Genomic DNA, 26,112 nt, shown 5'->3' with positions numbered 1-26,112 from the left:
TCAGGCTGCGATGGTGAGCGGCGCAGCCAGCGGCGGCTGATAGATCAGTTCGATGACGCCCCAATGCTGGCCCGCAATGGAGAGCGGCGCCACCACCTGCTTGAACAGCCCGCTTCTGCCCTGCGCCAGCGGGCGGCGACTCGTCCGCACGGTGAACGGCCGGGTCGTCCGCGCCAGCGCGCGCATGTGGGGCGCATTGAGCATCTGCCCCTGCTGGCCCTGATCGCTCGCTGGCTCCAGGGCTGCGGAGGGTTGCTCTATCCCCTGTATGGACAGAGCAAGCGCGCAAAAGGCGTTGCGGTCGAGGCAGTTGAAGCCAACCGGGCCCGGCAGCTGCCGCGCACCCTCCCGCCAGCCTGCCGCGATCCGCGCGATCAGGGTCTGGGCAGGATGGCTGAACAGCGGAGGATTGCTGCCCGCCAGCGGCTCATAATCGTCCGTGAAGATCTGATCGGCCGTGATCTCGCCGGCTGCGATGGCCTCCTCGACGGCAGAGGCCATGGCCGCCGCCGCTTCGGACGCAAAGCGGATATAAGGCGAATCCGGGATGTCGACACCGCTTTCGGCGAGATACTGGAGCAGCTGGTTGGTGTCCTCGCTCACGTCGATGACGCGCGTAGATAGCCGCTGGAGGCCGATGGCATTGTCGATGGAGGCATCGGCAAGGTCGGAGAGGCCGGTGCGGATTTCGCCGACCGAGCCGAGGATCGCGTGAATGTTGGCCGACACCGCTTCGCTATTGCCGGAGAGGCCGAGGATGAGATCCCGCAACCGCGCGACCAGCGCGGCGATCTCGCCCGAGGCGGCATGGGCACCATTGGCCTTTTCCGCGCCCTGAGCGATTCGATCGAGCATGGTCTGCGCTTCGCTGCGCAATTCGCGGATCGATCCTTCGATCTGCTGCGTGGCGAGGGCCGTCTCCTGTGCCAGCTTCTTCACTTCCGCCGCCACCACCGCGAAACCCCGTCCGGCGTCGCCGGCGCGGGCGGCTTCGATGGCCGCGTTGAGCGCCAGCAAATTGGTCTGGCCGGCAATGCCGCTGATTACCTTGCTGGTGTCGCTCACGCTGGCGAGCGCAAGATTGAACCCATCCAGCCGCTCGTGAATGCGGGAGACCTGATCGATCAGATCCAGCACATTCTGCGAGGCTGAGGCAAGCTGCGTGCTCGAATCATCGACCACCTTGCGCGCGGTGCTGGCCTGCGCGCGGGCCTGATCGGCATTGTCGCCTACGTCATCGCCCATCTGGCCCAGCGCGATCGCGGCATCCTCGAGCGTTTCGAGCATGGATGCCTGATCGGTCACGCGGTCGGCCAGCTCGGCAATGTCCACCTGCAGGTCGAGCGTGCGCAGGCCGAGCGCGCCGGTATGCTCGGCGACATGTAAGATCGTCGTTTCCAGCCGGTTCGTCATGTTCACGCGCTTTTGTCTCCCGCTCGACGGGCGGTTTAGGAACAAGCGGTTAAAATGACGTTGTGCAGTGCGGTATTAGTGGCGCGTCGCCCTAATCTCGGGCGCCGAGCAGCGCCAGCACCACCGCGCTCACCACCAGCAGCAGGCCGATCACTTCGCTCCGGCGCAGGCGCTCGCGCAGATAGAAATGCGCAAAGCTGAGCGTGAAGACGACCTCGCTCTGGCCGACGATCCGCACCAGCGCTACCGGTGCCGTCGCAAAGCCGGTGAACCAGCAGGCCGAGCCGAGTGCGGAGAGAAAGCCGACCTGACCCGAGACGCGCCATGTCTCGAACACCCTGCGCACCTGTTCCGGCTCGCGCCACAGCAGGTAGCCGCCCTGCATCACCGTCTGCAGGGCAACGGTGATGACCAGCACCGTGAGCGCTGCGGAAATAGGGTCGGGCGTGGTCACATCCATCGTCGCGCGCCGAATGGCGATCGCGGTGAGCGCGAAGAAGAAGCCGGATGCGATGCCGTAGCGCGCAGCGGGCTGGCCGAGCGCTCGCAGAAAATCGCCCGCGCTCATCCGCTTGCCGCCGGTGGAGAGCAGCATGACGCCCACCACGCCAATGGCGATGCCGATCCAGGCCAGCAGGCTCAGCGTTTCGCCGAGCAGCAGGATGGAGAGCAGGGCGCCCTGCGCGGCTTCCGTCTTGGAGTAGGCGGTGCCGACGACGAAATTGCGATGATGGAAGGCCATCAGCAGCAGGTTCGTCGCCAGTATCTGCGCCAGCCCGCCCAATGCGCTATAGATGACGGTGGCGCTGGAGAAGGCCGGGAACAGCCCGTCCCGCAGCAGGGCGTGATAGCCCAGCATCAGCACCGCCGCGAAGGGCAGGCCGTAGAGATAGCGCACAAGGCCAGCGGCATTCACGGACATCATCTGCCCGACGCGCCGTTGCACGGCCGTCCGCCACGCCTGAAGCAGGCCGGCCAGCAGCGTCGCCGGCAGCCAGATCGGCGAAGAAATCAACGCTGCGCCCTATGCCGGGTCAGGTTCATGCTTTCTCCAGCAGGCCTTCCCGGGCGATCTTCTCCTGCCAAACGAGCGGCGCGAGCTGGTGGACGTTGTTGCCTTCGCTATCCACCGCGACGGTGACGGGGAAGTCCTGCACCTCGAACTCGTAGATCGCTTCCATGCCCAGATCCTCGAAGCCGACGACCTTGCTGCCCTTGATCGCCCGCGCGACGAGATAGGCCGCGCCGCCGACTGCCATCAGATAAGCGCTCTTGGCCTCCTTGATCGCCTCGGTCGCCGCCGGGCCGCGCTCGGCCTTGCCGACGCAGGCGAGCAGGCCCTGGCCGAGCATCATGCGCATGAACTTGTCCATGCGGGTCGCGGTCGTGGGGCCAGCCGGGCCGACCACTTCCTCGCCGACCGGATCGACAGGGCCGACATAATAGATGACGCGACCCTTGAACTCGACCGGAAGTTGCTCGCCGCGCGCCAGCATGTCCTGAATGCGCTTGTGGGCGGCATCGCGGCCGGTGAGCATCTTGCCGTTGAGCAGCAGGCGGTCGCCCTGCTTCCAGCTCTGCACCATCTCGGGCGTGAGCGCATCGAGATCGACGCGGATCGCTTCGGCGCTCGGCTTCCAGTCCACCTTGGGCCATTCATCGAGCTTGGGCGCTTCCAGATAGGCCGGGCCGGAGCCATCGAGCGAGAAATGCGCGTGGCGCGTGGCGGCGCAATTGGGGATCATCGCCACTGGCTTGCCAGCGGCATGGCAGGGCGCATCGAGGATCTTGACGTCGAGGATCGTAGCAAGCCCGCCCAGACCCTGGGCGCCGATGCCGAGCGCGTTCACCTTGTCGAAAATCTCGATGCGCAGCGCCTCGATGTCCGTCTGCGGCCCGCGCGCCTTGAGGCTGGCCATGTCGATCTGCTCCATCAGCGCCTTCTTGGCGAGGTGGACGCAATGCTCGGCCGTGCCGCCGATGCCGATGCCGAGCATCCCCGGCGGGCACCAGCCGGCGCCCATTTGCGGCAGCATTTCAAGCACCCAGTCGACGATATTGTCAGCCGGGTTCATCATCTTGAACTTGGACTTGTTCTCGCTGCCGCCGCCCTTGGCCGCGACATCGACATGGACATGATGGCCCGGCACCATCTCGACATGCAGCACGCAGGGCGTGTTGTCCTTGGTGTTCCGCCGTGTGAAGGCGGGGTCGGCCAGCACGGATGCGCGCAGCTTGTTCTCGGGGTTGAGATAAGCGCGACGCACGCCCTCGTCGACAACCTCCTGCAGCGACTTGCTGGTGTCGTCGAGGCGGCAATCCATGCCCCACTTCACGAACACGTTGACGATGCCGGTATCTTGGCAGATCGGGCGATGGCCCTCGGCGCACATGCGGCTGTTGGTCAGGATCTGCGCAATGGCGTCCTTGGCCGCCGGCCCTTGTTCCGCTTCATAGGCCGTGCCCAGCGCGCGGATATAATCCATCGGGTGATAGTAGCTGATGAACTGAAGCGCATCGGCGACGCTTTCGATCAGGTCGGCGGTCTTGATGGTCACGGTCATGGCGCGCGTGAGACTCCCGGCAAATGGCAAGGAAAGGCGGTTTGGATGCCGCGCGCTATACGCCTTTGGCCTGCGCAGGCAAGCGCTCGACGCCGTTGCGGCGCCGGCCGATCCGCGCAATAACCGCTCAGCGGCGCGCGCTCATGACGCCGCAGGCAGGAAGGATGCATCTATGTTCCGGATCATCGGCTATATCGTCGTCGGCCTCATCGTTGGCGTCTTCGCGCGCTTCTTCTATCCCGGCGCCGTGGACCTCGGCTGGATCGCCACGATCCTGCTCGGCATCGGCGGTGGCATCATCGGCGGCTTCGTCGCCGGGCTGATGGATGGCAAGAGCGGCAACTTCCGCCCGGTCGGCTTCATCGGCTCTGTGCTCGGCGGCATGCTGCTGATCTTCATCGTGCGATCATTGAGCTAGGCGCGGTCAAGCCTAGGAACCGCCTTGTGTTCCTGTGAAAACAGGAACCCAGGGCGCAACCGCTGTTCCTCGAGGCCCTGGGCTCCTGCTTCCGCAGGAGCACCGCAACATTGAGACCGGGGCAAACTCGCTTATCATCCGCCGCCTGCATGGCTCTTCGGCGCGAACAGGGGCAGGCTCGTTACGTCGTCCGACGAAAGTGCGAGGCCGAAGACCTCCGCCAGCGTTGCCCGATACTCTTCCGGAGCGGCAATATCTCGGATTTCGCGGTTAGACCCCTGCGCGATCGAGAAACTCCGCTCGGTCAGCGCCGCAAAGCCGTCGGGCAGTACGATGCTGACAATGTGCAGGGTCGTAAAGCGCGAGGCCGCCCGCGTGGAGGTCCAGTGGTTGCACTGTTCCAGATCGACGGGTGCCACGGGATCGAGGTGGAACGCATATTGCGGTTGCCAGTCGTCGGTTTCAGCGCTCCGCCCGTCGGTGGAGGCCGTCGGGCCGGCGCGCTCCAGCAGCCATTCGCCGAGGACGTCGCCGGGCTGGCCGGTCCGGCGCAAGCGATGGCTGGCCCCGTCCGGCGTCGTGGCCTCGGCGCCGTCCTGCAAGGGGAGGGGCGGCACGAAACTGCCGCCAAATCCGGCATCGGCTACCCAGGGCTCGCCTTCGATCTCAAGCAGCAACAGGGTATGCGTGCGCGGCGGGACGTCGCCGGGCGCCGCGCCGAGCAACACCCGCGCGAGCAGCGGCCTGGCCGGCAGGCCAAGGGCACCCAGCATGTCGGCAAACAGCCGGTTCTGCTCGAAGCAATAGCCGCCGCGCCGCCGGGTGACGAGCTTGTCGAACACGCTGTCCCCGTCGATCAGGATCGGGCGGTCCAGGCGGACATCCAGATTCTCGAACGCGATGCGCCGGCGCTGCGCCGCCTGAAGAATGGCGAGGCCGTCGGCATCGGGCGCCGGCGCGGACTCAAGGCCGAGGCGGGCCAGATAGGCGTCGAGGCGGTCGGCGGCGGTCATGGCAGGCTCGCCCCGGTCAGGCCGCGTCGAGGCTATCGAGCGCCTCGCTGGCTTCCATCCAGCTCTGTTCGGCCTGTTCGATGGTGCCGTCCAGCTTGGCGCGCCGCTGCATCAGTTCGCTCATCGTCCGGTCCTTTTCCTGCGGCCCAGCCTTTGCCGGATCGAACAGGGCGAGATCGATCCGCGAGCGCTCGGCGGTGAGATCGGCCAGCGCTTTCTCTGTCTTCTTCACGGCCGCCTGCAGCGCCTTGTAGCGCTCCCGTGCCTGGGCATTCGCGCGGCGATCGGCCTTGCGGTCGGTCTTGGACCCGCTCTCCTTCGCCGGGGCACTGGCACCGCGCCCGAGAACGAAGTCGGTATAATCCTCAAGGCTGCCGTCAAAAGGCTGGGCCAGTCCGCTATCGACCAGCACCAGCCGGTCGGCGACCAGCTCGATCATGTGCCGGTCGTGGCTGACGATCACCACCGCGCCGGAATAGCTGTTGAGCGCCTGGACCAGTGCCTCGCGGCTATCGACGTCGAGGTGGTTGGTCGGCTCGTCGAGGATCAGCAGGTGCGGCGCGTGGCGAGTGATCAGCGCCAGCGCCAGCCGCGCGCGTTCGCCGCCGGAGAGCGACCCGACCTTCTGGGTCGCTCTTATGCCCGAAAAGCCGAACCGGCCGAGTTGCGCGCGCACCGCGCCGGGCGTGGCGCCCTTCATCTGCCGGGTCATGTGCTCGAGCGGTGTGTCTTCCGTATCCAGCTCTTCCACCTGATATTGGGTGAAATAGCCGACGTTCATCTTGCCCGAGGCGTTCATCGCGCCTTCCATGGCCGGCAACTGCGCGGCCAGTAGCCGGGCCAGCGTCGTCTTGCCGTTGCCGTTCTTGCCGAGCAGCGCGATGCGGTCATCGGGGTCGATGCGCAGATTGAGGCGCTGGAGGATCGGGGTCTCATTGTATCCGACCGACGCCATGTCGAGCGTGATGAGCGGCGGGCGTAGCGCTTCGGGATCGGGGAAGTCGAAGGACAGGCTGGGGTCTTCCAGCGCGGCGGCGATGGGCTGCATCTTGGCCAGGGCCTTGGCCCGTGATTGCGCCTGCTTGGCCGTGCTGGCGCGCGCGCTGTTGCGCGCGACATAATCCTGCAGCTTGGCACGCTCTGCCGCCTGCTTCTCGCGGGCCGATTCGAGCTGGGCGAGCCGCTCGGCGCGCTGCCGTTCGAAGGCATCGTAGCCACCCGGATAAAGGGTGATCTTGCCGCCCTCCAGATGCAGGATATGGTCCACCACATTATTGAGCAGGTCGCGCTCGTGACTGATCACCAGCACCGTGCCGCGATACTCCTTGAGGAAGCTCTCCAGCCACAAGGTCGCTTCGAGGTCGAGGTGGTTGGATGGCTCGTCGAGCAGGAGCAGGTCCGGCTCGGAGAAGAGCAGGGCGCCCAGCGCGACACGCATCTTCCACCCGCCCGAAAAGCTGTCGAGTGGCCGGTTCTGCATCTCTTCATCGAAGCCGAGGCCCGTGAGGATGCGACCCGCGCGTGCGGGCGCGGTGTAGGCATCGATGGCGATCAGGCGATCGTGCAGGTCGCCCAGCCGGTCCGGATCTTCGCACGTCTCGCTCTCCACCAGCAGCGCCGCGCGCTCGGTATCGGCAGCGAGCACGGTGTCGAACGGCGTGGCGCTGCCGCTCGGCGCTTCCTGCGCGATATAGCCCAGCCGCGTGTCACGGGGCATGTCGACCGATCCACCATCGGGGTCGAGTTCGCCGATGATCGTCTTCATCAGGGTGGACTTGCCGGCGCCATTGCGGCCGATCAGGCCGACCCGCGACCGCGGCGGCAGGGCGGCGCTCGCGGCATCGAGAATGACACGGCCCCCCAGCCGCACGGTGATATCATTGATGGTCAGCATGGCGCGCCGTTAGCACAAGCGCAGCGCAGGTCGCCCGGAAAATTCTGACCGCCGGCGCTTGTTTGCTGATCTAGCCGGCCGCGGCGGCCGTCTCCGCATCGCCTTCGCCGGGTCCGACGCAGTAGAAACAGAGCTTGTTGCCATCGAGATCACGCACATAAGCGGCGTAGAAGGCCTGACTCCCATCGGCACTGCGCAGACCGGGCGGGCCTTCATCCACCCCGCCCATTTCGATGGCCTTGCCATGCAGACGCCGCACCTTCTCCCGCGTGCGCTGGCCCATGGCGACCATCGCCCCGTTTCCGGGGGTCGCCGGTCCGCCATTGAAGGGCTTGGCGACGCCAAACATCGGTTTGCTCCAGCTGGCGCCCCAGGCCGCGATATGCGGCAGCTCCAGCAACCGTCGGATGCCGACACTGCCGAACAGCGCATCATAGAAGGCCATGGCGCGCTGCAGGTCATTGGTTCCCACCGTCGTGTAGCCGATCATGGGTGCCTCTCCGCCGGGATGGACCGCTTGCCCGACTCAACGCCGCGCGAACCAGCGGCTCCATACAGTAGAATTCGGCTGGTGCTAACCGGTCGTGCTCCACGCTAGTTCTGCCGCCCCGAATTGAAACGCTTCGCATGGGCGGGTCCCTCTCGCCCCGCAGGGCGACCGAGGCTGTCAGCCCTGTTCGTCTCCCTTGCAGGCGCCGACCCGCTTGGCATCTACTGTCATCTTCATCGTCATCTCGCCTGCGGCGTCCCCGCCTTGGGCCTTTGAGGTCATTTCCATCCGGTAGCGGTCGGGGGCATATTCGCCGTCCATCTTCATTTCCATGCGGCCCTGCGCGCCGCCATCGCATTTGAGTAGGGCGGAAATCTTACCATTTTTCATCGTGAAGTGATCATATTTGCAGCTCTTGTCGTGCTCGCCGGTGAAAAAGGCTTTCTGCTCCTTCACATCCTCTTCGGTCACACAACTGGTGAAGCTTCGCCCGGCGCCCATCTGCGCCTTCATGTGATCACGCGCTTCGGCGGGCAGACCGGGCATCTCGATGTCCTGCACCGTCATCTGGCCTTCCCACCGGCCGGGGCTGACCATGACACCATCGCCGCCGGCAGCCGCCACTTCCTGCTGCACTTCCTCGGGCGTCGCGTTGGTCGCCGAAACTTTCGGGCTGCTATCGCAGCCGGAGAGGACAAGAAGGGCGGTAGTGATCAGACAAACGGCGCGCATGGGCATATCCTCTTCGCAAGGCCCGGCACCTGTGTGTCCAAGCTCGTCAGGCCGGTGATGGCGCTTTAGCCTCCGCAGGGCAAGGTCGAGAACGGCACGACGGACGGATCGGCGGCAAAAGCCTGACTCACGTTTGCCTCATGTCATGATGGCGGGCCAAGTCATCGTCGATCCCGCTTTGTTCTTCCACCCCATTGCCGCCGGCGGCCACAATCGCCATATTCCCCCTATGGCGATCCAAATCCGCACAAGTCTGGCTGAACCCCAGACTGACCAGTCCTTCGTTCCGCATCGTCCGGCGCGCCCGGAAAAGGCGGAGGGCGGCAGGCGTTTCAAGCTGGTGAGCGATTATCAGCCTGCCGGCGACCAGCCGACCGCCATTGCCGAGCTGGTCGAGGCGGCCGAGGCTGGCGAGAAGGATCAGGTGCTGCTTGGCGTCACCGGGTCGGGCAAGACCTTCACCATGGCGAAGGTGATCGAGGCGGTGCAGCGCCCCGCGCTGGTGCTGGCGCCCAACAAGATCCTCGCGGCGCAACTCTATGGGGAGTTCAAGAGCTTTTTCCCTGAAAATGCGGTCGAGTATTTCGTCAGCTATTATGATTACTACCAGCCCGAGGCCTATGTGCCCCGCTCGGATACGTACATCGAGAAAGAGTCGAGCGTGAACGAGGGGATCGACCGGATGCGCCACTCGGCGACCCGGTCGCTGCTGGAGCGCGATGACGTGATTATCGTCGCATCCGTCTCCTGCATTTATGGCATCGGCTCGGTCGAGACCTATTCGGCGATGACCTTCAGCCTCAAGAAGGGTGAGAGCGCCGACCAGCGCGAGATCATCCGCAAGCTTGTGGCGCTGCAATATAAGCGTAACGATGCCGCCTTCGCGCGCGGCAATTTCCGCGTGCGCGGCGACAATCTGGAGATTTTCCCGAGCCACTATGAGGATAATGCCTGGCGGATCAGCTTCTTCGGCGACGAGATCGAGGAGATTGTCGAGTTCGATCCGCTGACCGGCAAGAAGGCGGCCAGTCTCGATTACGTCAAGGTTTTCCCCAATTCGCACCACGTCACGCCCGGCCCGACGCTCAAGCAGGCGATGGAGGCGATCCGCCATGAGCTGACCGAGCGGCTGAAGGAGCTGGTCGAGGAGGGTCAGTTGCTGGAGGCGCAGCGGCTGGAGCAGCGCACCAATTTCGATCTGGAGATGATCGCGGCCACGGGTTCCTGCGCGGGCATCGAGAATTATTCCCGCTTTCTCACCGGCCGCCTGCCGGGTGAGCCGCCGCCGACTCTGTTTGAGTATCTGCCGGAAAACGCGATCCTGTTCGTGGATGAGAGCCACCAGACCGTGCCGCAGATCGGTGCGATGGCGCGGGGTGACCATCGTCGCAAGGTGACGCTCGCCGAATATGGCTTCCGCCTGCCGAGCTGCATCGACAACCGCCCGCTACGCTTCAATGAATGGGACGCGATGCGCCCGCAGACGGTCAGCGTCTCCGCCACGCCCGGTAACTGGGAGATGGAGCAGACCGGCGGCACCTTCTCCGAGCAGGTCATCCGCCCGACCGGTCTCATCGATCCGCCGGTGGAGATCAAGCCGGTCGAGGATCAGGTGGACGACCTCATCCATGAAGCCAAGTTGACCGCGCAAAAGGGCTACCGCACCCTGGTGACCACGCTCACCAAGCGCATGGCCGAAGATCTGACCGAGTTCATGCATGAGGCAGGCCTCAAGGTCCGCTACATGCACAGCGATGTCGAGACGCTGGAGCGCATCGAGCTGATCCGCGACTTGCGCCTGGGCGTCTATGACGTGCTCGTGGGCATCAACCTGCTGCGCGAGGGCCTGGATATTCCCGAATGCGGCCTCGTCGCCATTCTCGATGCCGACAAGGAAGGCTTTCTGCGGTCGGAAACCAGCCTCATCCAGACGATCGGCCGCGCCGCCCGCAATGTGGATGGGCGCGTGATCCTCTACGCCGACCGCATGACAGGCTCGATGGAGCGCGCGCTCAACGAAACCAATCGTCGCCGCGAAAAGCAGGTAGCCTATAATCTGGAGCATGGCATCACGCCGGAAAGCGTGAAGAAGCAGATCGGCGACATCATCGCCCATGTCGCCAGCAAGGATCAGGTGACCGTCGACACCGGCCTCGACGATGCGCCGCACATGGTGGGCCACAATCTGCGCGCCTATATCGAGGATCTCGAAAAGAAGATGCGCACCGCGGCTGCCGATCTCGAGTTCGAGGAAGCCGGCCGCCTGCGCGACCAGATCCGCAAGCTGGAAGCCGAAGAATTGGGGCTCCCTGTCGATCAGCAGGTCACCGCCAATGCCGGGCGCTATCTTGGCCGCGCAACGGAGGGCAAACCCGGCACGCGCAAGATGCGCTATGGCAAGACGCAGCGAAAAATGGGGCGCTAGCCTCACAAGCGGTGGAGACTTTTCGCGGCTCAATTTCGTTTGACAGCAAGTAGACGAGGTCTACAAGCCGGCACCGCTGCGACACTCGGATTTCATGCAGGCGCATCCGCCAAGCATCGCTTTTGCTCAGCGTTCATTCATGCTGCTGTCCTGTAAGGTCTTCAGCTTAGAAAGCGAAGTGAACACAGGGTGTTGCGGCTGCGAGAAGGTGGGTATAATCCCGCTTGTCGATAGTGACTTATTCATGTAATACAGTTCGAGCTAAGGGGCGCCTAGCGGCGAAACTCATGAACTATGAAGCGAACATGAAATACGGCGTGTCCAGTGTGGACCCGGAAGAGGCCGAGAGTCAGCAGAAGCGGCGGCGCCTGCTGCTGGTCGTTGGCGCGCTCGTCGCGTTGGCGGTCATCGCGATGCTGGCCTATCGATTCTTCGGCGGTTCGGGCGATCAGGGCGAGCAGGTCAGTCAGGTGGCTATCGTCACCGTTGCCGTGCCCGCGCAGGAAGCCGTGACGCGCACCGCCAATGCTACCGGATCACTCGCAGCGCGGGTGGATATGCCCGTCGGGGTCGTTGGCGAGGGTGGTCGCGTGGTCGCCGTTCATGTTCAGCCGGGCGACTGGGTCGGCGCGAATCAGATTCTCGCGACCATCGAGCGCTCGGTGCAGGCCCAGCAGATTTCCCAGCTCGAAGCGTCCGTGCAGGTCGCCCGGGCCGATGCCAAGCTGGCCCAGAACAATCTTGATCGCGCCAAGGCGCTGGTGAGCGACGGATTCGTGTCCCGCGCCGACATCGACCAGAAGACCGCAACGCGCGATGCTGCCGTGGCCCGGGTCAATGTGGCCGTGGCGCAGCTCAATCAGATGCGCGCGCAGGTCGGGCGGCTGGATATTCGCGCGCCGGCCGCAGGGCTGGTGCTCACGCGCTCGGTCGAGCCGGGTCAGGTCGTGTCCGGTGGCAGCGGCGTGCTGTTCCGCATCGCCCGCGCGGGCGAAATGGAAATGAAGGCGCTGCTCTCCGAAGACGAGCTGGCCTTGCTGTCCGAAGGCGCTGTGGCACGCGTCACGCCTGTCGGCATGACGCAGAGCTTCGAGGGTCGCGTGTGGCAGATCGCGCCGGTGATCGACCAGACGTCGCGCCAGGGCATCGTCCGCATCGCCGTGCCTTATAATGCCGCGCTGCGTCCGGGTGGTTTCGCCAATGCGGAGATTGCCATGGAGCGCGTGTCGGCAGCAGTCCTGCCGGAGTCCGCGATCCAGAGCGACCCGAAGGGCAGCTATGTCTACGTCGTCGGCAAGGATAACAAGGTCGAGCGCCGCTCGGTGAAGACGGGCGCCGTGACAACGCGGGGCATCGCCGTGGTGCAGGGGCTCAATGGTTCGGAGCGCGTCGTGCTCTATGCCGGCGGCTTCCTCAGCCCGGGCGAGACGGTCAAGCCCCGGCTCGCGAAGAGTGCAACGGACGGAAGGGCTGGCGGCTGACCGGCGACGCCTGACAGGGCGACGTCTAACGGGCGACGTCTAACAGGGCGCCGCTGCTTGTGGCGGCCGTCACACGCTAGATTGGCAGGACAGACGAGATGAGTCTTCGCAACATATCGGCCTGGAGCATCCGCAATCCGGTGCCGCCGATCGTGCTCTTCATCGGCCTGCTACTGGCGGGCATCATCGCGTTCAGCCGCATGGCCGTCGTGGATAATCCGGACATCGATTTTCCGGCCGTCAATGTGACGATCAGCCAGCCGGGCGCCGCGCCGACGGAAATCGAGACCCAGATCACCCAGCGCGTCGAGGCGGCGGTGCGGTCGATCAATGGCGTCGATGAAATCCAGTCGACGGCCAGCGAAGGATCGAGCCAGACTTTCGTCCAGTTCCAGATCGGCGTCGATTCCAACGTCGCTACCCAAGAAGTGAAGAACGCGGTCGACCAGATCCGCAGCGATCTTCCCGATGGCATTCTCGAGCCCTTCGTCCAGAAGGTCGAAGTGGGCGGCGCCGAGATCGCGTTTTTCTCGGTCCAGGCCTCGGACATGACGATCGAGCAGTTGAGCTGGTTCGTCGACGATACGGTGGCCAAGCGCCTGCTCGGCATCGAAGGCATGGCGCGCGTCGGGCGCGGTGGCGGTGTCGATCGCGAAATCCGCGTGACGCTGGATCCGGCCAAGATGCAGTCGCTCGGCGTTACGGCGTCGCAGGTCAACCAGGCGCTGCGTCAGGTGAACGTCAACGCGGCGGGCGGCCAGGCGGAGATCGCCGGCTCGCGCCAGTCGGTGCGCGTGCTGGGCAATGCGCAGGATGCCTACAGCCTCGGCCAGACCCAGATATCGCTGGGCAACGGCCGCACGATCCTGCTGGCGGACATCGCCAGCGTGACCGATGGCTATGGCGAGCAGAAGCGGCTGGCGAAGGTCGGCGGCAAGCAGGTCGTCAACTTCTCCATCGAGCGCGCCAAGGGCGCATCGGACGTCAGCGTCTTCGATGAAACGCTCAAGGTGTTGAAGCAGCTTGAGACGGAAAATCCCGGCATTCGCTTCTACCAGCGCTTCAACAGCGTGAACTATACCAAGAGCCAGTATAGCAGCTCGATGCACGCTCTCATCGAGGGTGCGGTGCTCGCCGTCATCGTGGTGTTCATCTTCCTGCGCGACTGGCGTGCGACGGTGATCAGCGCCATCGCCATTCCGCTCTCGGCAATTCCGACCTTCTATTTCATGGATTTGATGGGGTTCAACCTGAACTCCCTCTCCCTGCTCGCGCTCGGTCTGGTGGCCGGCGTGCTGGTCGACGATGCGATTGTGGAGATCGAGAACATCGTGCGGCACATGCGCATGGGCAAAACGGCTTATCAGGCCTCCATCGACGCGGCGGACGAGATCGGCCTCGCGGTGGTTGCAACGACGATGTCCATCGTCGCGGTGTTCTTCCCAGTCGCCTTGATGCCCGGCATCACCGGTCAGTTCTTCAAGAATTTCGGCTTCACGGTCGTCATCGCCGTGCTGATCAGCCTTGCCGTCGCGCGCATGATCACGCCGCTGGTCGCCGCTTACTTCCTCGAACATCATGGCGAGGAGAAGCATGGCGAAGGCTGGCTGATGGACCGCTATATGAGCCTGCTTGGCTGGGCACTCGATGATCGCAAGGCCAAGGCTTATGCCCGTGGCGGCGGGCTGGGGCGGCGGATTCGCGCGCGCTTCCTCGATCATCGCGTCTGGATGATGGGCTTTGGTCTGGCGGCCTTCGCCTTGACCGTCATCCTCCTCGTCTCGATGCCCAAGCAGTTCGAGCCCAATGCCGATCAGGACTTCAGCCGGATCAACATCGAGGCAGTGCCGGGCACGACGCTCCGGCAGAGCGAGGCCATTGCCGATCAGGTGACCGAGCTGCTGAACAAGCAGCCGGAAGTCGATACCGCCATGGCGAACGTCGGCGAAGGCAATGCCCGTATCTTCATCACGCTCAAGAAGGACCGCAAGCGGACCAGCATCGAGTTCGAGCGCGAACTGGCGCCGCGCCTTGCGGAAATTGCGGACGCGCGCGTCTCGTTCGCGTCCCAGCAGGGCGGGTTCGGCACGGGACGCGATATTTCCGTGATGCTCTCCGGCTCTGACCCGGCGCTTCTGGAAGAGACGGCGACGAAGGTCGCCGAAGAGATGAAGAGCCTGCCGGGCGTGGTGGCGCCGCGCGTCAATGCCGACATGCAGCGGCCGGAGCTCATCATCCGTCCGCGGCTCGATCTGGCGGCGCAGCTTGGCGTCACGACGTCCGCGCTCAGCCAGACGATCCGCATCGCGACTCTGGGCGATATCGACCAGAATAGCGCAAAGTTCTCGCTGTCGGATCGCCAGGTGCCCATCCGGGTCATGCTGCCGGAATCGGCGCGGCGCGATCTCTCGAACATCGAGAACCTGCCTGTCCCCACGGCGGGCGGCGGCACTGTGCCGCTCAGCCGCGTCGCCGAGATCAGCTTCGGCTCCGGGCCCACCTCCATCCAGCGTTATGCCCAGCAGCGCCGCATCTTCGTCGGTGCGGATCTGGCGCAGGGCGCGGTCAAGGGCCCGGTCATGGAGGCGATCAACAAGCTGCCGACCATGCGCAACCTGCCGCAAGGCGTGAGCAATCAGGCCGTCGGCAGCGATCGCTGGCAGGAGGAGTTGATCCAGAACTTCGTCATTGCCGTGACCTCTGGCGTGCTGCTGGTCTTCGCGGTCCTGGTGCTGCTCTACAAGCGCTTCATCTCGCCGCTGGTGAACATGTGCTCGCTGGCGCTGGCGCCCCTGGGTGGCCTGCTGCTGATGCTGGTGATGAACGAGCCGCTCTCGTTGCCGGTCTATATCGGCCTGCTGATGCTGCTGGGCATCGTCGGCAAGAACTCGATCCTGCTGATCGACTTCGCGCTGGAGGAGATGGACAAGGGCGTGCCCAAGTTCGAGGCGATCATGGAAGCCGGCCACAAGCGCGCCCAGCCGATCGTGATGACGACGGTCGCCATGACCGCCGGCATGGTGCCGACCGCGCTCTCGCTCACCGGTGATGGCGCCTGGCGCTCGCCGATGGGCATCACCGTGATCGGCGGCCTGATCCTCTCGACGCTGCTCACCCTCGCGATCGTACCGGCTGCGTTCAGCCTCGCCGATGGCGTGGAAAAGCGGATCGGCCCGTGGCTGCGCCGCCGGGTGTTGACCTATGACGGCAAGGGCGAGGCCGCTCAGCCAGCCGAATAAGCAGGGGTTTCTGGAACTCTTGTCGCTGACGGGACTTCTTCCGGCAGCGGCTTGGTTCGCGTGCCGGGATGGACCGGCCGCGCGATGCCTTGCCGGATGACCCAGGGGCAGCACTCGGCTAGAGACGTCGCATGATCAAGGTTCCCGTCCATAGCGGCGTGCGGCAGATGCGCATCATTGCGACCGGGTTGCTGGTCGTGATGGCGATTGCCTATGTGTCGGCGCGTCGGTTCGAGGACCTGCATCCGACTTTGGGCTTCGTCCGGGCGTTCGCCGAGGCGGCCATGGTCGGCGGATTGGCCGACTGGTTCGCGGTCACCGCGCTGTTCCGTCATCCGCTGGGCCTGCCGATCCCGCACACCGCGATCATCCCCCGCAACAAGGATCGCATCGGCGATACGCTGGCGGTCTTTCTGCGCGACAATTTCCTCACGCCCGCCGTCGTCGCCCGCCGCATGGGGCGGCTGGATGTCGCCGGCGCGGCCGGGCGCGTGCTGGCGGCGCCGGCCGCCGGCGATGGACGCTTGCGGCGCGGTGCCTCGCGCTTGCTGGCGGATTCTCTGGAAGCGCTGGATGATGAGCGGCTGGGCGGGATGCTCAAGGGCGTGCTGGTCCAGCGCATCGGGCAGCTCAATGCCGCGCCGCTGCTGGGCCAGTTGCTCGCCGCCGCCATGAAGGACGGGCGTCACCAGCCGGTGCTCGATGCCCTGATCCGCTGGGGGGCGCGGACGCTGGAAGCCAATCGCGAACTCATCCGCCAGATCGTGCATGAGCGCTCGGGCAAGATCATGCGCTTCACGGGGCTCGACGAGACCTTGGCCAACAAGATCATCGACGGGCTGGACAGGCTGCTGCAGGAGGCTGCCGACGACCCCGAGCACCGGCTGCGCTCCAAGGTGGAGGAGGGGCTGGCGACTCTTGCGGACGATCTCCAGACCGACCCCAAGATGCAGGCGCGGGTCGACCGCATCCGCGACGAGATGATCGCCAACCCGGCCATGCAGCGCTGGCTGGATGGCATCTGGCAGGCCGCGCGCGAGGCCATGCTCCGCGCTGCGCGTGATCCGCAGGCGGCGCTCGCCGGGCGGATGGGCGAGGTGGTGCGCCAGCTTGGCGAAACGCTCCGCGACGATCCCGCGCTCAAGCATGTGGTCAATCGTTTCGCCCGGCGCGTCGCGGTCGGCACGGCGGCGCGCTATGGCGACAGCATCGTCCTGCTGGTCTCCGAAACCGTCCGCAGTTGGGATGCGCGGACGATCACCGGCCGGCTGGAAAATGCGGTCGGGCGCGATCTGCAATATATCCGGATCAACGGCACCCTGGTCGGCGGTCTGGTCGGCCTCACGCTGCACAGCCTCAGCTATTTGTTCTAGGAAATCCGCCGCTGCGCGGGCGCTATAAGGTTTTATCCGTTCGCGGGTGACAAATGCGGCGGAGGGGATTAGGAGCGCGGCCGTGTTGCATATGCGCCGCCTTGTTCTTTCGCACCGCTGCTGGGCTGCCACGCTGCTCGGCCTCGCGTTGCTGTTCAAGGCGCTGATGCCGGCGGGCTTCATGCCCGTCGTCAGTGGCAAGACGCTCACCGTCGAGCTGTGTTCGTCCGGCGGGGCCGGGCCGATCACGCTGCACATTCCCGTCGAGGGCAAGGACAAGACGCCGCAGACCCAATCGGATCAGACCTGCGCCTTCGGTGGCCTGACGGCTCAGGCGCTTGCCGCAACCGATCCGGTCGTGCTCGAAGCCGCGCTGGCGTTCATCTTCGCGACGGCCCTGCTGCAGACCGATCTGCGGCTGCCTCGGCATGAGACCTATCTCCGTCCCCCGTTACGCGGTCCTCCGGCCAACGCCTGACAATCTGAGCTGATTTGTCGGTTCTGCCGGCGCGTCGTCACGCGCGGGCATGTCGGAGTGTTTCTCAATGCAAATTCCTATCCTAATCGCGGCGGGTCTCGCCGCAGCTCTGGTGGCGCCTGCCACCGCGCAGGGCGTCAAGAAAGACGTCCTCACCATCGATCGACCCTGGGCACGGGAAACCGCGCGGGGCCAGTCCGCCAGCGGCGGTTTCCTCACCATCACCAACAGCGCCCGTGCGGATGAGCGGCTCACTGGCGGTAGCACGCCGGTCGCCACCCGCGTCGAAATCCACAGCATGAGCATGGAGGGCGGTGTCATGCGGATGCGGCCGCTCAAGAATGGCCTGCCGGTCGCGGCGGGCGGCTCTGTCGCGCTCAAGCCGGGCGGCTTCCATATCATGTTCATGGGCCTCAAGCGCCCGCTGGTCCGGGGCGAGACCATTCCCGTCACGCTCGACTTCGCCCGCGCCGGGAAGGTGCAGGTCTCGTTCGCCGTCGAGGCCGTCACTTATGGAGGCAACCATGGCGGACACTGATCCGCGCCGGCTGGCTCGCATTCGTTTGTGGCTCTGGCTGCTGGTGGCGCTCGCTGCCCTTGGCCTTGGTATTCTGTTGGCCCTGCGGTTCGTCACCCAAGGTCCGCCGCAAGTGATAGCGGGGGCGCCGGCCGATGTCGGCCAGCATTTCTCGCTGGTCGACAGGGATGGAAAGCCGGTCACCGCGCAGACGCTCAAGGGCACGCCCTATGCGATCTTCTTCGGCTTTACGCGCTGTCCGGATATTTGCCCGACGACCCTCAGCCGCATGGCGCATCTGCGCAAGGCGATGGGTGCCGATGGGGACAAGTTCCGTATCGTCTTCGTCTCGGTGGATAGCGGCCATGACAAGCCGGCCGATGTGGGCGCTTATGTCGATCTGTTCGGCACGCCCATTCTCGGCCTCACCGGTTCGCCAACGCAGATTGCCGACGCCGCGAAGTCATTCCGGGTCTTTTACCAGAAGGTCCCGCTCGAGGGCGGCGATTACACCATCGATCACAGCGCCTTCGTCATCCTCATGGATCGTGACGGGCGCCTGCAATCCCTGCTGAGCGATCAGGACAGCGAAGATGCGGCCCTTGCCGAACTTCGCCGCCTGATCGCCTGACCCACAATATTTCAGACCCCGAACGGGGGGAGACATCATCATGAAAACGTCCTTTATCGCTCTCGCAACCATGCTCGCCATGGCCACGCCCGCCTTTGCCGAGGAGGCTGCCGATGCCGCCGCCGATGGCGAGCGCACCATCATCGTCGTGGGCCAGTCCCAAACGCAGGAAGCCGAGCGGCTCGCCCGCGCCACGCCGGGCGGCACCGATGTCGTGCGGCACGAGGATTATGCCGACAAGACCATTGTCTCACTGCGCGATACGCTCGCCTTCTCGCCCGGCGTCTACACCCAGCCTCGCTACGGGCAGGAGGTCCGCCTCTCCATTCGTGGGTCGGGCCTCTCGCGCGGCTTTCACATGCGCGGTATCACGCTGCTTCAGGATGGCGCGCCGATCAATCTCGCCGATGACAATGGCGATTTTCAGGAACTGGACCCGATCTTCTTCGAGCGGCTGGAAGTCTATCGCGGCGCCAACGCGCTGCGCTTTGGCTCCGGCACGCTGGGCGGCGCGATCAATGGCGTGACGCCCACCGGCAAGGATGCGCCCGGCCTGTATCTGCGGGCCGATGCCGGCAGCTTCGAGACAGTCCGCGGACTGGCGGCCTATGGCGGAACCAGTGGCCCCGCTGACTACTGGGTCGGCGTGAGCGCGGATACCTCGGACGGCGACCGCCAGCACGCCCATCGCGAGAGCATGCGCGTCCATGGCAATGTCGGCCTTGCCCTGTCCGATGTTGTGACCACGCGCTTCTATGCGAGCCTCAACCGCATTCGGCAGGACCTGCCCGGCGCGCTTACCGCTACGGATGTTCTGAATAACCCGGAAAAAGGCAATTTCAGCGGCGATCAGGGGCGGGATATCGACTCGATCCGCCTGCAGAACCGCACCCGCTTCGATTGGGGGCAGACCCGGCTCGATGTCGGGGCCTTCCTCAACATGAAGGATCTGTTCCACCCCATCTTTGAAGTGATCGATCAGAAATCGACCGACAAGGGCGTCTTCGCCCGGCTGGATCATGATGCGGGCATTCTCTCCTTCACGCTGGGCGGCGAGTTCCGCCATGGCGAAACGCGGGCGCGCCAGTATCGGAATGTGAATGGGGAACGCGGCGCGCTGACCTTCGATGCCGATCAGACCGCGCGCATCGCCAATGTCTATGGCGAGGCGCGCCTGCAGCCGGTGCCGGGCGTCACGCTGATTGCCGGTGGCATCTATGCCGATGGCTTCCGCAAGCGGACCGTGCTGGTCTCCACGGGGCAGAGCGGGCGCCTCGCCTTCAGTGAATTCTCGCCCAAATTCGGCGTGCTCATCGAGCCGACACCGGACATCCAGCTCTTCGCCAACTACAGCCGCTCGGCGGAATTCCCGGGCTTCGGGGAGGTCTTCCAGAGCGTCGGCACGCCGCCGGTCAGCACGCTCATTGCGGCCATCGCGCCGCAGACGGCCTGGACGGCGGAAATCGGCACCCGCGGGCAGGCGGGCATGGTGAGCTGGGACATCACCGCCTACCGTGCCACCCTGCGCGATGAGCTGCTGCAATATTCCCCCAATGGCACCACCGTTCCGGCCGCCACCTTCAACGCGGATCGCACGCGGCACAGTGGCATCGAGGCCGCCGTCAGCCTCGCGCCGACGCCCTGGCTGCGCCTGCGCCAGATCTGGCAACATTCGGACTTCCACTTCGTCAACGATGCGGCTTTCTGGAACAACCGCCTGCCGGTGGTGCCGCTGAATGTACTGCGCAGTGAAGTTCGGATCGGGACGGCGGCGCTCAATGTCGCGCCCAATCTCGAATGGGTGCCCCAAGGTGCGTTTGCCGATTACGCCAACAGCACGCGCACGCCCGGCTACGCGCTGCTTGGCCTGACGGCAGGTGCGACGCTGACCAGCGGGGTCGATCTGTTCCTCGACGTGCGGAACATCACCGACAAGAAGGCGATTGGCGACATTTCGGCAGTGATCGCTGCCACGGGAACTTCCGCGATCTATTACCCGGTCGAGCGCCGCGCGGTTTACGGCGGCGTTCGCGCCCGCTTCTAACCCTCAATGAGCGCGCTGGCGGCGGAGGGCCTGCTCCGCCGCCAGCATGCGATTGGTTCGGTTCAGCCTGTCTTGCACATCCTTCGGGCTCGGATCGCCTGCCGGTGCGTTGTCCGGAATATCCCCAAACGCAAGGAAAGGCAGAGACCCTATGAGTCTGGAAGGAAAATCCATCGCGATCCTCATCGCGCCGCGCGGCACGGAAGAGCCCGAGTTCGTCCAACCCCGCGATGCCGTGACCAAGGCGGGCGCCACCGTCACCGTGATCGGCATCGAGACGGGTGAAGCCAAGACCAACAATAATGATCTCGACCCCGGCGGCACCTACACCGTGGATCGCGCGGTTGCCGATGTGTCCGTCGATGACTTCGACGGCCTGATCATCCCCGGCGGCAGCGTCGGCGCAGACAAGCTGCGCGGCGATGACGATGTCATCGATCTGGTTCGCGCCTTCGCCGAGGCTGGCAAACCCATCGGCGTGATCTGCCACGGTCCGTGGCTGCTCGTCGAGGCCGATGTGGTCGAAGGGCGCACGCTCACATCGTACCCAACCGTCAGGACCGATATCGAGAATGCCGGCGGGGATTGGGTGGATGAGGAGGTCGTCGTCGACAATGGCCTCGTCACCAGCCGCACGCCGGATGATCTGGACGCCTTCTGCGCCAAGATCATCGAGGAATTTGCTGAAGGTTCTCATGTCGATGCGGCCTGACCTGCATGTCTGACGGCTTGCTGACAGCCTTACAATATTATGGCGCGGCCGCGGCGACGCTGGCCGCGCTCATCGTGTCCCTCAATCTCGGCAGGTTGTGGACGGGCTGGGCGATGGTGATTTTCGTCACCAGCTCCATGGCGCTTATCGGCTGGGGCTTCCTCCAGCCGGAGAGCGAAGGCATCGGCGTGCAGAACATCGTGCTGCTCGTCATCAATCTCGTCGGGGTGTGGCGTTACCTGCTGCGGCCCGGCCGGCGCCGGGCGGAAGGCTAGGCGGCGAACCTTTAATCGGGACCGATCATCGAAGGAGCCCGTCTGAACTGGAGCGACACTCAGCCGTTATCTTGGCCACCGAGTACGCTGGCATAGCGTTTGCGATCCACCGCATTCATCGCACGGGTTTTTACGCTCAGGCCAACGAATGCGCCGCTTTCCGGAAGCCACGTCTTACAGAAAAGAGTGATAGAATCTGATCGGTGTTCGATCGCCCCGATAATAAATTCCCAAAGCGTTCCTTTTTCCCAGATTGGGAATATCTCGTTCACGATAATCTCGCCGTCTTCGAGAATGACATCAAACTCGCAATCTTCGAGGCCACATCGCCGACTGCCAATGATCTTGAATGTTGCCATTTCGTGGATTCTCTTTTCCTGACCGGCGCCCCTCCCTTAACAACTCTACCCCATCCCGGCTATCGGCGCATTTGCCAAAGGCAGCTCTCATATCGCGCCACATTCTGATTCAGGAGCGGCCTGAGCCAATACGATCTAACCGGCTTCGAGCGGCGCGCGATTGAACCATTGCTACCCATCGAGCTGCGTGGCGCCCCGCAGCTCGATGAGCGCCGCGTGCTGAAGGGCATCTTCTGGATCATCAACGGTACCGATGCGGCTCGGCCTGACGTCGGGCAAACAGGCCGCTCAATCATCTCCGCCCGCGCACGATCGGGCCGGCGGACAAGCCTGTGGTTCAGCGCTTATGAGTCTACGGCCGGCACCAAGTGGCTCACGGCCCGATGTCGCCGCGATCGCCCCGCACACGCCGTTCCGACCCTGAGCCGAACCCCAGCGCGGCGGCGACGGGGTTGTTCCACCCATAAGGATCGTCGCGGACCACCGGATCGCCGGCATCGTCGAAGATCACGGTCTGGTAGAGCAGCCGCACCGGGATTTCGCGGGGCAGGGGGACAAAGCTCTCCTTGCCGGTTTCGCGCGCCTTTTGCCATTCGGTCGTCACGCCTTCGTCCCGCGCAATCATATCGGCAAAGCCAAGCGCATCCTGCACGCGCACGCAGCCATGGCTCCGCTGGCGTTGTACGTCATTGAACAGCTGCTTGGCCGGCGTGTCGTGCAGGTAGATGGCGTGATCGTTCTTCATGTCGAATTTGACGAGCCCGAGCGAATTCTTCGGCCCGGGCTGCTGGACGATCCAGCCGTCCTTCCGCGCCATGTTGTTGCGGCGGAGATAGTCTGCGCCCTTGCCGGCCAGTTCCTTCTCTTCGATAGAGCGGGGCACGGTCCAGGTCGGGTTGGCGACGAGGCGATAGATGGGCGACCCGAGCATCGGCGTTTCATGGTCCGGTTCGCCCACGATCACGCGGCGCACATCGGCCAGCTTGCCGTCGCGCCAGTAGCTCTGCCGGGCCGCCGCGATGTTCACATCGATGCGCGTCGCCGGCGGCGTCCGTTCGAGCCAGCGCATCCGCTCCATGTTCACCGCGATGGCGCGGGCACGGTCAGCGTCTGGCAGGTTGATGATCTTCAGCGCATCATCCCCGATCACCCCGTCGGTCGAAATGCCATAGTCCGCCTGCATGGCCCGTACGGCGGCGGCGATTGCCGGAGTGTAGCGCGTGTCCGTGCTGGCATTCGCCCTGTCGAGATAACCCGTCGCCACGAGCTGCCGGGCTATGGCCGGGATGCGGGGGTCGCTCTCACCGGGCTTGAGCGGCGCGCTGGTTGCAGGAATTTCGGTGCTGGCGCCATTGCCTTGCTTGCGCAGCGCCAGATAGGTCTCGGACAGCTTGCGATAGCTTGCATCCTGCGGCGCGAGGCTGGCCAGCCACGCGCCGACCTTGCCCTCCCGCAAGGCCTGCGCAAGCCCGGCGCGAAGGTCGGGCGAGGGGCGGGGGACGGTATAGATTTCATACAGCTTGGTCGGGTCAGTCGCGCCGCGAGCCAGTGCCTGTGCATAAGCAAGCGCAGCCTTGGTTAGCTCCGCATTGCCGGCCTTTTCACCCGAGCCGGCGAGGCCGAAATCCTTCTGGTCCAGTCCATGCGCAGCGCGCTGGGCCAGCGCTTCGTTTAGTTGATCGGTTCCCTCGTCGCTCCACTGCATGTCTTCCAGCGCGACACCGGCCTGATCCTGATTGTCCTTTGTTTTATCGCAACCCGAAAGAAGCAGCGCGACCGCCAGCAACGATGATCCAAAAATTCCAGTGCGCACATATGTCTCCCGACTGCTTGGTAGGGAAACGCGAGGCGCGGGATAACGCTCCCGTTACGGGCGGTTTCAGGCGCGAAATTCCGTGGGCTCGCCCGGCTCAGGCGTCGATGACGTCCTCATCGACCTGCGCGGCATTCTCCTGAATGAACGCGAAGCGATGCGCAGGATTGGTGCCCATCAGCCGGTCCACCAGATCCTTCACGCCCGCGCGTTCCTCATATTCCTGCGGCAGCGTGATGCGGATCATCTTGCGCTTCTTGGGGTCCATGGTGGTCTCGCGCAGCTGCATGGGGTTCATCTCGCCCAGGCCCTTGAAGCGGCTGACCTCCAGCTTCTTGCCTTTGAGCTCGCCGCTGCGCAGTTTGGCGAGTGCGGCATCGTCCGCCGCGTACCAGCTCTTGCCGCCGGCCACGAGGCGATAGAGCGGCGGCTGGGCGAGGTAGAGATGCCCCCGGCGCACAAGCTCTGGCATTTCCTGGAAGAAAAAGGTCATCAGCAAGGTGGCGATATGCGCGCCATCGACATCGGCGTCGGTCATGATGACGATGCGCTCATAGCGCAGATTGTCCGGGTTACAGTCCTTCCGCGTACCGCAGCCGATAGCGAGGATCAGGTCCGCGATTTCCTGATTGGCGAGAATCTTGGCAGAGGTGGCCGAGGCAACGTTCAGGATTTTGCCGCGGATCGGCAGGATCGCCTGCGTCTTGCGATCACGCGCCTGCTTGGCGCTGCCGCCGGCGCTGTCGCCTTCCACGATGAACAGTTCGGTGCCCTCGGGGTCATCGGACGAGCAATCGGTCAGCTTGCCCGGCAGGCGGACCTTGCGGCCCGAGGTCGCCGTCTTGCGCTTGATTTCCTTTTCCTGCTTGCGGCGCAGGCGCTCGTCCATCCGCTCCAGCACATGGCCGAGCAGCGCCTTGCCCCGGTCCATATTGTCGGTGAGGAAATGGTCGAAATGGTCGCGCATAGCCGCTTCCACCAGCCGCGCGGCTTCGGGACTGGTCAGCCGGTCCTTGGTCTGGCTCTGGAATTGCGGATCGCGGATGAACACGCTCAGCATCAGCTCGCAGCCGGACATGATGTCGTCCGTCTGGATGTCCTTGGCTTTCTTCTGCCCGACCAGCTCGCCAAAGGCGCGGATGCCCTTGGTGACCGCGCCGCGCAGCCCGGTCTCGTGCGTGCCGCCGTCCGGGGTCGGGATGGTGTTGCAGTACCAGCTGGTGGAACCGTCGGACCAGAGCGGCCAGGCGATGGCCCATTCCACGCGCCCGACACCGTCCGGGAAATCCTGCGTGCCGCGGAAGAACTCCGCCGTCGCGCACTCGCGATTGCCCAGCTGCTCACGCAGATGATCGGACAGGCCGCCGGGGAACTGGAACACCGCCTCGACGGGTGTGTCATCCGTGATGATGGCGGGATCGCATTTCCAGCGGATTTCCACACCGGCAAAGAGATAGGCCTTGGAGCGGGCGAGGCGGTGCAACCGGGAGGGCTTGAACTTCAGTTCGCCGAAAATCTCGCTATCCGGCGTGAAGCTGACGCTTGTGCCACGTCGATTGGGCGCCGCGCCCACCTTCTCCAGCGGACCCAAAGGGTGCCCCTTGGAGAAGCGCTGGCGGAACAGCTCGCGATTACGCGCCACCTCGATCTCGGTGTCGACGGACAGCGCGTTGACCACGCTGATGCCGACGCCATGCAGGCCGCCCGACGTCGCATAGGCCTTGTCCGAGAATTTGCCGCCCGAGTGCAGCGTGGTGAGGATGACCTCCAGCGCCGACTTGCCGGGGAATTTGGGGTGCGGGTCCACCGGGATGCCGCGACCATTGTCGGTGATCGTCAGCCGGTTGCCCGCCTCCAGCGTCACCTCGATGCGGGTGGCGTGGCCGGCGACCGCTTCGTCCATCGCATTATCGAGCACTTCGGAGGCGAGATGGTGCAGCGCGCGCTCGTCCGTGCCGCCGATATACATGCCGGGGCGGCGACGCACCGGCTCCAGCCCCTCCAGCACCTCGATGGCGGAGGCGTCGTAGCTTTCGGTTGTGCGGGCGATGTTCTGGTCGAACAGGTTGTCGGACATGCGGGAACTATAGGGCCAGCGGAGTCACGGGCGCAAGCGGCGTGATCTTATCCGGCGGGTGGTGGAACCATGTCGGCGCCCGAGCGCTCTAGCGGATCGATCACCGCAGCGTCGCGCCGGGTCCAAATGCAATAGAATAGCCTGCAGATGCAGACAGCTTTGCG

21 protein-coding genes and 1 pseudogene are annotated in these 26,112 nt (G+C 64.7%); 12 read left to right on the top strand and 10 right to left on the bottom strand.

What is annotated here, in order from left to right:
• From M2331_RS11050 to M2331_RS11040, 3 genes are all read right to left on the bottom strand, one after another.
• Complete coding sequence (locus tag M2331_RS11050) at nt 1-1,413, bottom strand: methyl-accepting chemotaxis protein (RefSeq protein ID WP_181560323.1); 1,413 nt, start codon at nt 1,411-1,413, stop codon at nt 1-3.
• 91 nt (nt 1,414-1,504) lie between these two features.
• Nucleotides 1,505-2,428: an EamA family transporter gene (locus M2331_RS11045; protein ID WP_181560322.1), complete on the bottom strand. Its 924-nt coding sequence runs from the start codon at nt 2,426-2,428 to the stop codon at nt 1,505-1,507.
• Between the two features lie 25 nt (nt 2,429-2,453).
• Nucleotides 2,454-3,977 (bottom strand): fumarate hydratase, encoded by a 1,524-nt coding sequence (locus tag M2331_RS11040; RefSeq protein ID WP_181560321.1) that lies wholly within the window; start codon nt 3,975-3,977, stop codon nt 2,454-2,456.
• A 172-nt stretch (nt 3,978-4,149) separates the two neighbouring features.
• On the opposite strand from M2331_RS11040, the gene M2331_RS11035 reads away from it, so the two are divergent.
• A complete protein-coding gene (locus tag M2331_RS11035; protein WP_181560320.1) occupies nt 4,150-4,395 on the top strand; it encodes a GlsB/YeaQ/YmgE family stress response membrane protein in 246 nt (81 codons plus the stop codon).
• A 134-nt stretch (nt 4,396-4,529) separates the two neighbouring features.
• Here the strand turns inward: M2331_RS11035 and M2331_RS11030 are convergent, their stop codons facing one another.
• The 4 genes from M2331_RS11030 to M2331_RS11015 all read right to left on the bottom strand — a co-directional run bounded on the left by M2331_RS11030 (nt 4,530) and on the right by M2331_RS11015 (nt 8,530).
• Nucleotides 4,530-5,408: an arylamine N-acetyltransferase family protein gene (locus tag M2331_RS11030; protein WP_181560319.1), complete on the bottom strand. Its 879-nt coding sequence runs from the start codon at nt 5,406-5,408 to the stop codon at nt 4,530-4,532.
• A gap of 16 nt (nt 5,409-5,424) precedes the next feature.
• Entirely contained in the window at nt 5,425-7,302 is a 1,878-nt protein-coding gene (locus tag M2331_RS11025) for an ABC-F family ATP-binding cassette domain-containing protein (protein ID WP_181560318.1), read from the bottom strand.
• Between the two features lie 70 nt (nt 7,303-7,372).
• A complete protein-coding gene (locus M2331_RS11020; RefSeq protein WP_181560317.1) occupies nt 7,373-7,792 on the bottom strand; it encodes a VOC family protein in 420 nt (139 codons plus the stop codon).
• A 177-nt stretch (nt 7,793-7,969) separates the two neighbouring features.
• Nucleotides 7,970-8,530: a DUF3617 domain-containing protein gene (locus M2331_RS11015; RefSeq protein WP_181560316.1), complete on the bottom strand. Its 561-nt coding sequence runs from the start codon at nt 8,528-8,530 to the stop codon at nt 7,970-7,972.
• A gap of 223 nt (nt 8,531-8,753) precedes the next feature.
• Here M2331_RS11015 and uvrB point away from each other — a divergent pair, with 223 nt between their 5' ends.
• The 10 genes from uvrB (at nt 8,754) to M2331_RS10965 (ending at nt 21,699) form a co-directional block, all read left to right on the top strand.
• Nucleotides 8,754-10,949: an excinuclease ABC subunit UvrB gene (gene uvrB, locus M2331_RS11010; protein ID WP_181561482.1), complete on the top strand. Its 2,196-nt coding sequence runs from the start codon at nt 8,754-8,756 to the stop codon at nt 10,947-10,949.
• A 287-nt stretch (nt 10,950-11,236) separates the two neighbouring features.
• Complete coding sequence (locus M2331_RS11005) at nt 11,237-12,430, top strand: efflux RND transporter periplasmic adaptor subunit (RefSeq protein WP_181560315.1); 1,194 nt, start codon at nt 11,237-11,239, stop codon at nt 12,428-12,430.
• Between the two features lie 98 nt (nt 12,431-12,528).
• Complete coding sequence (locus M2331_RS11000; protein ID WP_181560314.1) at nt 12,529-15,669, top strand: efflux RND transporter permease subunit; 3,141 nt, start codon at nt 12,529-12,531, stop codon at nt 15,667-15,669.
• 131 nt (nt 15,670-15,800) lie between these two features.
• On the top strand, nt 15,801-17,042 hold the full coding sequence (locus M2331_RS10995) for a DUF445 domain-containing protein (protein WP_264592365.1): 1,242 nt from the start codon (nt 15,801-15,803) through the stop codon (nt 17,040-17,042).
• Nucleotides 17,043-17,133: 91 nt separating this feature from the next.
• Nucleotides 17,134-17,520 (top strand): DUF2946 family protein, encoded by a 387-nt coding sequence (locus M2331_RS10990; RefSeq protein ID WP_413715171.1) that lies wholly within the window; start codon nt 17,134-17,136, stop codon nt 17,518-17,520.
• Nucleotides 17,521-17,587: 67 nt separating this feature from the next.
• On the top strand, nt 17,588-18,058 hold the full coding sequence (locus M2331_RS10985; protein ID WP_264592364.1) for a copper chaperone PCu(A)C: 471 nt from the start codon (nt 17,588-17,590) through the stop codon (nt 18,056-18,058).
• A complete protein-coding gene (locus M2331_RS10980) occupies nt 18,045-18,668 on the top strand; it encodes an SCO family protein (protein WP_181560311.1) in 624 nt (207 codons plus the stop codon). Before M2331_RS10985 ends, M2331_RS10980 begins: the two co-directional genes overlap by 14 nt.
• A gap of 40 nt (nt 18,669-18,708) precedes the next feature.
• Nucleotides 18,709-20,712, top strand: a complete 2,004-nt coding sequence (locus M2331_RS10975) for a TonB-dependent receptor family protein (RefSeq protein ID WP_181560310.1) — start codon at nt 18,709-18,711, stop codon at nt 20,710-20,712.
• A gap of 151 nt (nt 20,713-20,863) precedes the next feature.
• On the top strand, nt 20,864-21,424 hold the full coding sequence (locus M2331_RS10970) for a type 1 glutamine amidotransferase domain-containing protein (RefSeq protein ID WP_181560309.1): 561 nt from the start codon (nt 20,864-20,866) through the stop codon (nt 21,422-21,424).
• Nucleotides 21,425-21,429: 5 nt separating this feature from the next.
• The gene (locus M2331_RS10965; RefSeq protein WP_181560308.1) at nt 21,430-21,699 is read left to right on the top strand and encodes a hypothetical protein; all 270 of its coding nucleotides are present in this window, start codon (nt 21,430-21,432) and stop codon (nt 21,697-21,699) included.
• A 59-nt stretch (nt 21,700-21,758) separates the two neighbouring features.
• On the opposite strand, the gene M2331_RS10960 is transcribed toward M2331_RS10965, so the two are convergent.
• On the bottom strand, nt 21,759-22,058 hold the full coding sequence (locus M2331_RS10960; RefSeq protein ID WP_181560307.1) for a hypothetical protein: 300 nt from the start codon (nt 22,056-22,058) through the stop codon (nt 21,759-21,761).
• A 120-nt stretch (nt 22,059-22,178) separates the two neighbouring features.
• On the opposite strand from M2331_RS10960, the pseudogene M2331_RS10955 reads away from it, so the two are divergent.
• Nucleotides 22,179-22,301: pseudogene (locus tag M2331_RS10955) on the top strand (IS5/IS1182 family transposase); the annotation flags it as partial.
• A gap of 130 nt (nt 22,302-22,431) precedes the next feature.
• On the opposite strand, the gene M2331_RS10950 reads toward M2331_RS10955, so the two are convergent.
• Both M2331_RS10950 and parE read right to left on the bottom strand, forming a co-directional pair.
• On the bottom strand, nt 22,432-23,871 hold the full coding sequence (locus tag M2331_RS10950; protein WP_264592363.1) for a L,D-transpeptidase family protein: 1,440 nt from the start codon (nt 23,869-23,871) through the stop codon (nt 22,432-22,434).
• Between the two features lie 97 nt (nt 23,872-23,968).
• Nucleotides 23,969-25,948, bottom strand: coding sequence for a DNA topoisomerase IV subunit B (gene parE, locus M2331_RS10945; RefSeq protein WP_181560306.1), 1,980 nt, complete (start codon nt 25,946-25,948; stop codon nt 23,969-23,971).
• Nucleotides 25,949-26,112: the final 164 nt, after the last annotated feature.

Origin of the sequence: Sphingobium sp. B10D7B (genome assembly GCF_025961955.1) — a bacterium.
Lineage (GTDB): Bacteria > Pseudomonadota > Alphaproteobacteria > Sphingomonadales > Sphingomonadaceae > Sphingobium.
The sequence above is the reverse complement of the archived record's forward strand: the minus strand, read 5'-3'. Positions and strand labels throughout refer to the sequence as shown.

Excerpts from the sequence above, each read along its gene's own strand:
- M2331_RS10980 (WP_181560311.1), top strand. The coding sequence starts at position 18,045 with ATGGCGGACACTGATCCGCGCCGGCTGGCTCGCATTCGTTTGTGGCTC.
- M2331_RS11050 (WP_181560323.1), bottom strand. The coding sequence starts at position 1,413 with ATGACGAACCGGCTGGAAACGACGATCTTACATGTCGCCGAGCATACC.
- M2331_RS10990 (WP_413715171.1), top strand. The coding sequence starts at position 17,134 with ATGCGCCGCCTTGTTCTTTCGCACCGCTGCTGGGCTGCCACGCTGCTC.
- M2331_RS10985 (WP_264592364.1), top strand. The coding sequence starts at position 17,588 with ATGCAAATTCCTATCCTAATCGCGGCGGGTCTCGCCGCAGCTCTGGTG.
- parE (WP_181560306.1), bottom strand. The coding sequence starts at position 25,948 with ATGTCCGACAACCTGTTCGACCAGAACATCGCCCGCACAACCGAAAGC.
- M2331_RS11030 (WP_181560319.1), bottom strand. The coding sequence starts at position 5,408 with ATGACCGCCGCCGACCGCCTCGACGCCTATCTGGCCCGCCTCGGCCTT.
- M2331_RS11025 (WP_181560318.1), bottom strand. The coding sequence starts at position 7,302 with ATGCTGACCATCAATGATATCACCGTGCGGCTGGGGGGCCGTGTCATT.
- M2331_RS10960 (WP_181560307.1), bottom strand. The coding sequence starts at position 22,058 with ATGGCAACATTCAAGATCATTGGCAGTCGGCGATGTGGCCTCGAAGAT.
- M2331_RS11005 (WP_181560315.1), top strand. The coding sequence starts at position 11,237 with ATGAACTATGAAGCGAACATGAAATACGGCGTGTCCAGTGTGGACCCG.
- M2331_RS11040 (WP_181560321.1), bottom strand. The coding sequence starts at position 3,977 with ATGACCGTGACCATCAAGACCGCCGACCTGATCGAAAGCGTCGCCGAT.
- M2331_RS11035 (WP_181560320.1), top strand. The coding sequence starts at position 4,150 with ATGTTCCGGATCATCGGCTATATCGTCGTCGGCCTCATCGTTGGCGTC.
- M2331_RS10970 (WP_181560309.1), top strand. The coding sequence starts at position 20,864 with ATGAGTCTGGAAGGAAAATCCATCGCGATCCTCATCGCGCCGCGCGGC.
- M2331_RS11015 (WP_181560316.1), bottom strand. The coding sequence starts at position 8,530 with ATGCCCATGCGCGCCGTTTGTCTGATCACTACCGCCCTTCTTGTCCTC.
- M2331_RS11000 (WP_181560314.1), top strand. The coding sequence starts at position 12,529 with ATGAGTCTTCGCAACATATCGGCCTGGAGCATCCGCAATCCGGTGCCG.
- M2331_RS10975 (WP_181560310.1), top strand. The coding sequence starts at position 18,709 with ATGAAAACGTCCTTTATCGCTCTCGCAACCATGCTCGCCATGGCCACG.
- M2331_RS10995 (WP_264592365.1), top strand. The coding sequence starts at position 15,801 with ATGATCAAGGTTCCCGTCCATAGCGGCGTGCGGCAGATGCGCATCATT.
- uvrB (WP_181561482.1), top strand. The coding sequence starts at position 8,754 with ATGGCGATCCAAATCCGCACAAGTCTGGCTGAACCCCAGACTGACCAG.
- M2331_RS10965 (WP_181560308.1), top strand. The coding sequence starts at position 21,430 with ATGTCTGACGGCTTGCTGACAGCCTTACAATATTATGGCGCGGCCGCG.
- M2331_RS11020 (WP_181560317.1), bottom strand. The coding sequence starts at position 7,792 with ATGATCGGCTACACGACGGTGGGAACCAATGACCTGCAGCGCGCCATG.